The sequence below is a fragment of the Sulfurimonas sp. genome (assembly GCF_028694895.1).
Lineage (GTDB): Bacteria > Campylobacterota > Campylobacteria > Campylobacterales > Sulfurimonadaceae > Sulfurimonas.
Genome location: NZ_JAQVKA010000099.1, coordinates 1 through 5,106, shown reverse-complemented (window position 1 = coordinate 5,106; position 5,106 = coordinate 1). Strand labels below are relative to the sequence as shown.

General features: G+C 33.1%; 8 protein-coding genes. 5 read left to right on the top strand and 3 right to left on the bottom strand.

Annotated elements, in window-relative coordinates:
• Positions 1-1,155, bottom strand: a 1,155-nt coding sequence (locus PHI38_RS08950) for a tetrahydrodipicolinate N-succinyltransferase N-terminal domain-containing protein (protein ID WP_299855271.1), incomplete at its 3' end; no start/stop codon positions are given.
• A 76-nt stretch (positions 1,156-1,231) separates the two neighbouring features.
• On the opposite strand from PHI38_RS08950, the gene PHI38_RS08945 reads away from it, so the two are divergent.
• On the top strand, positions 1,232-1,735 hold the full coding sequence (locus PHI38_RS08945) for an ankyrin repeat domain-containing protein (protein WP_299855268.1): 504 nt from the start codon (positions 1,232-1,234) through the stop codon (positions 1,733-1,735).
• Positions 1,736-1,748: 13 nt separating this feature from the next.
• Here PHI38_RS08945 and PHI38_RS08940 read toward each other — a convergent pair whose 3' ends face one another.
• Both PHI38_RS08940 and PHI38_RS08935 read right to left on the bottom strand, forming a co-directional pair.
• Positions 1,749-2,405, bottom strand: a complete 657-nt coding sequence (locus tag PHI38_RS08940; protein ID WP_299855265.1) for a DUF6166 domain-containing protein — start codon at positions 2,403-2,405, stop codon at positions 1,749-1,751.
• Positions 2,406-2,595: 190 nt separating this feature from the next.
• Positions 2,596-3,327, bottom strand: a complete 732-nt coding sequence (locus PHI38_RS08935) for a molybdopterin-binding protein (RefSeq protein ID WP_299855262.1) — start codon at positions 3,325-3,327, stop codon at positions 2,596-2,598.
• Between the two features lie 98 nt (positions 3,328-3,425).
• On the opposite strand from PHI38_RS08935, the gene PHI38_RS08930 reads away from it, so the two are divergent.
• From PHI38_RS08930 to PHI38_RS08915, 4 genes are all read left to right on the top strand, one after another.
• Positions 3,426-3,713 carry a hypothetical protein gene (locus PHI38_RS08930; RefSeq protein WP_299855259.1) on the top strand — a complete coding sequence of 96 codons (288 nt, stop codon included), beginning with the start codon at positions 3,426-3,428 and terminating at the stop codon, positions 3,711-3,713.
• 100 nt (positions 3,714-3,813) lie between these two features.
• Positions 3,814-4,461: an adenylate kinase gene (gene adk / locus PHI38_RS08925; protein WP_299855257.1), complete on the top strand. Its 648-nt coding sequence runs from the start codon at positions 3,814-3,816 to the stop codon at positions 4,459-4,461.
• An 83-nt stretch (positions 4,462-4,544) separates the two neighbouring features.
• Positions 4,545-4,868: an HNH endonuclease gene (locus PHI38_RS08920; RefSeq protein ID WP_299855254.1), complete on the top strand. Its 324-nt coding sequence runs from the start codon at positions 4,545-4,547 to the stop codon at positions 4,866-4,868.
• Between the two features lie 10 nt (positions 4,869-4,878).
• On the top strand, positions 4,879-5,106 hold a 228-nt coding region (locus PHI38_RS08915; protein WP_299855252.1), incomplete at its 3' end, for a response regulator.

The following is a 5,106-nucleotide window of genomic DNA, read 5'->3' as shown; positions in this document are numbered from 1 at the left end:
TTGAACAACATATTGACCATTTAGTGAGTTTTGTCTAAAGTGAAGACTTTTTAACCCAGCAAGCTCCCACCCTTTCATATAGTTGTCAAATTTAGTTTTAGGATTTGCTTTTCGTATCTCTATTAATTCTGCATCATTGAGATGAAATTTTGTACCAGTAAAAACTGCCAAACCTCCATCAATTATACAACCATCTCCTAAAGAGATTCCGCATGTAGAATTTGCTCCTAAGAGAACGTTTTTGCCAATAGTAATAGGATTTCCATCTGTTCCGCTAAGAACTCCTAAGACAGAAGCACCACCACCGATATCACTTCCAGCACCAACAATGACAGAGCTTGAGATTCTTCCCTCAATCATAACTGCACCTGTTGTTCCAGCATTGAAGTTAACATAAGCAGCTCCTGCCATAACAGTAGTTCCAGCAGCTAATTGTGCGCCTAATCTAACTTTTGAAGTATCGAGTATACGTGTATTATCAGCAGGAATGATATGCTCAAGAAATCTTGGGAATTTATCTATAAAATCTATATGCGGATACTCATCCGCAAGTTTTAACTCAATTTCAAACTCACGAAGATACTCTAGTTCTATTGGTTTTGCATCTGACCACGCAACATTTGGAAGTACTCCAAAAATATTATCTAGATTTATACTTCTAATTTCAACCTTTGCTAATGAGAGAGCATAAAGTTTTAAGTATGCTGCTTCAACGCTCTTTAACGCTTTATCCGCAAAAATAAATGTCACTCTAAACTCACCTTCTTTTGAACCACTTGTCACTATCTGGTTGTAAAGTGTGGATACAACTTGTATATTTTTATGAGTATCACCATAAGCCTCATCAGAATAAGGAGTAAAAGCATTTAAACAACTCTTTAAAAAAGCGCTATTTATATTACAAACTACTTCGCTTTGAGTAAAATCTATCTTAATACCTTGATCTTGAAGTGCTTTGATAAAGATAGCAGCACTACCATGGTTTTCATTCCAGTTAACCACTGGATATGTTGCTTGAAGTGCTTTATCTAGGTTTAATTGTCCCATATCTACTCTGCATATACCAAAGGCTAAAGGCTCTTTATAACCTTTAATTGAAGTTTTTATATCTTGAATAAGTGCTTTAAAAGCTTCTGTAGTTTGAATGATTTGCATAAGTTCTCTCTTAAGTGATTTGTTAGAATCATTATACTTAAACATTCCTAATAATAATTTAGTATATACTTTGCTCATGAATAAATGGATTGAATTTTTAAAAAAAAATGACCTAGTTGGTATAAAAAAGTATGTAAATGATGGTGCCGATATAAATGAGGCAAATGAGAACGGTGAGTCGGTATTAGCCTCATCTCTTAGATATAGATGTGATTTTGATTTAATTACACTTTTAATTGAGTCTGGTGCAGATATTTTTGACTTTGATGAAGAGGGTGTTAGCATCTTTGATATGGCGATTACTTATGACAATATGGAGGTAGTAAAGTATCTTATATCTCAAGGTGTTGATGTAAACACTACACAAAGAAGAAGTAAATTTACGCCATTAATGGCTGCTGTTTGTTATGGCAGAGTTGAGATGGTAGAGTTCTTAGTGGAGCAGGGAGCAAATCCAGATGCTGTTGATGCAAAAGGAATTAGTGTTATAGATTTTGCAAGAAAAATGAATAAAAAAACTATTTTAAAGCTTCTAAATTATGATGAAAAAGCCCCGATAAATAAGAACTATGCGAGATAACTAAATTTCGTAATTAGTTATCTAAGAGCTTAACAAAGTTTTTATAATTTTCTATAACCTTTTGATTTTTTTGATTTTGTGTATAAAACTCTATAGCTTTTTTCCCAAGTCTTGGAATCTCATTTTTAACAGCCCAACTACTTACAGTTCCTTCTGGGATCTGTAAAATGCCTGCAAGCTCTTTTTGCGTAATGCCAAGCTCTTCACATGCGCTTTTAACAACATTTGATTTTTGTTTTTTCTCTTGTTTAACACTCACATGCTTTAAAACTAGCTCATTATCATCTTTTTTCTTTTCTTCTTTGATTAATGTTTCTTCTTTTAAAGGTTTTTCTTTAGATATAACTTTTGTCTCTTTGTTTTGAGTTATCCATTTTAATACGTCAAATCCAGTTATAACCCAGTCTCTATTATTAAACGTAGAAACAATCTCTTGTGTAAACTTTAAGATATTATCTCTAGCAAACTCCTCATCTGCAACTTGATATAGTATAGAAAATGCAAGTTGTTGCGCTCCAAGAGTAGTGTTACCCCAGTCAAAACCATTATAAAGCGCAAAAATATCATACCTTAGTGGAAGTTCAAGCTCTCCATATGTAACATATTTTGCACCCAAAAGTGTCTTATGGCCTTTGAATGCATGATGATTTTTATTGACAGTTACAATCATTTGTACCTCTTAAATTTTAAAAGTATAGTGAGAATCACTCTTTTTTTGTAGATTTTTCTTATCAGAAATAAAAAATCGATAAGCAACATATACAAAGATACTTGCCGTTAAAAGTATGAATAACCAAACTAACATGATTCCACTCCTTGATTTTTACTTGTTATTATAACGAATATCGGCTATATAAATATTAAATTAAATTATATTTAATACCAAGTTTTTTAAGATGTTTAATAAAGAGATTAAAATAACTCTTAACGTAATCTTCATCTTCGTAGGATAAAGAGATTTCAACTGAAGCACCACCTTCTCCTAAAATGGGAAGAGATGATAGTTCTATCTCCCTTGGGACGACTTTCATAACCTCAATTAACGTGTTTTCACTTGTTTGCGCAAGCAGAGTAAATCTGTATTTTTTTATACTATGGCTAAATAACTCTTTTATAACAGTGCTTATCATCGGATGAGACATTTGCGGAAATCCTGGGGTAAAAAAGTATCTATCTTCTAGGGAGAAACCTGACATGTTGTTTATTGGATTGAAAAGTAGTTTAGAGTTTTGCGGTAAATCTGCCATGAAAATCCTATGTGGATAGGCTTCTTCTTTAAATCTATCAATTATGTCTTGTTTAAATTCTTTATGTCTTTGCAGTGGCTTATTTGTAAAAATCTCTGCAGCTATCTCTCTTGTTAAATCATCAGGAGTGGCACCAATACCACCAAAAGAGAACATTACGCTATTTTTATCTTCTTTTATAAGTCTATATATGCTCTTTATAAGTTCTACATCATCTTTAATGATAAAAGAGGCAAAAAGCACGTGTCCATATTTTTGTAGTTCATTTTTTAAAAATTCAAAGTGTTTATCTACTCTACGCCCATTGAGTATCTCGCTACCAATTATACAAGCATAAAAATTCATACTGCTCTCTTGTTTTTTGACAAATTATAGTTTAGGGATTGTTAGAAGAGTCTTAGATAGAGTATAATTGTAAAACTAAATTATAAAAGGTGTTTTATATGTCTTACGCACAACAATTAGAAGAGTTAATAACAAAAAATGTTATTCCAGATATTGATGAGAGATTGGATGAGATTTTTGAAGAAATTTCTAATAATAAAGAAGCAAGCGCAGATGCAAAAGAAGAGATAGAAGATCTTAGAGAGTTCAAAGCTGACCTTCAAGATGTACTACAAGACTTAGCTAGTGGGGATATGGAAGAAGATGAGTGTAAAGAGCTTATTGATGATATTTTAGAAGCGCAAAGTGGTGATGATGAAGACGACTTTGGATTTGAAGAAGATTAACGAATAATTTAAATAAGTTTATAAAAAGATTATGCTCTTTTTATTGCTAGTTTTAAATTCGTTTATATATAATTTTATCAACAAAACAGATAGGAAAATCATGAGAATAATACTACTTGGCGCGCCAGGAGCCGGAAAAGGCACACAGGCTGGCTTTTTAACAAAAAGATATAACATCCCTCAAATCTCTACTGGAGATATGCTAAGAGCCGCTATAAAAGCTGGCACAGAGATGGGTAAGATGGCTAAAGAAGCTATGGACAGAGGTAAACTTGTAACTGATGAGATTATTATAGGACTTGTAAAAGATAGAATTGAAGAAGATGATTGTAAAAACGGTTATCTTCTTGATGGTTTCCCTCGCACACTAGCTCAAGCAGACGCAGTTACAAATGCAGGTATAAACATAGATGCAGTTATAGAGATAGATGTTCCAGATTCTGAGATAGTAAAACGTATGTCAGGCCGTCGTGCGCACTTGCCGAGCGGTAGAACTTATCATATACTTTACAACCCACCAAAAGTAGATGGCAAAGATGACATCACGGGCGAAGATTTAGTTCAAAGAGACGATGATAAAGAGTCTGTAGTTCTAGACCGCCTTAAAGTTTATCACGAGCAAACAAGCCCATTAATAGGCTACTACAAGAATCAAGCGAATGAAATTGATGGGCTAACATACATAACAGTTGATGGTACAACAAACATAGCTGATGTTGAAGCAGCTATCATCTCTAAACTAGGTTAATACCTAAGCTACATCTAGCTTCCAGAGCCTTTCTGGAGGCTTTTCTTTAACAAACTAGCCTAATTTCAAAGGGTTGCTGTATTATGAATCAATGGAATATCCCAGAATACTTAGAAAAAGAAGTTATAAAAAGAGATAAAGTTTGTGTTTACTGCGGCATTGAGTTTTTAAATTCAAAAGAATCAAAAAAGAATATAGCAACTTGGGAACACATTATTAATGATGCAAAAATAATTACCATAGAAAATATTGCTAGATGTTGTTTTTCTTGTAACTCAAGCAAAGGTGCTAAAGAGCTCTCTTTATGGCTAGATTCAACTTATTGCAAAAATAAAAAAATTACAATTTATTCTGTAGCACCAGTGGTTAAGCAAGCATTAAATATAAATCCACAAAGAGTATTATGAAAGAAATTAGGTGGCAATAATTTTACTCCTTGAAGATAATGAAATATTGTCTCAAACCATTACAAGTATCCTAAGAGCAGAAGGTCATGACGTGCATAAAGCGTCTAATGGTAGAGAAGCGTATGATTTGACGTTTGTAAACAGATATGACTTATATCTGTTTGATGTCAATGTACCAGCACCTAGCGGGTTTGAAGTGTTACAAGAGCTAAGAAGTGCTGGAGATACAACAACTACC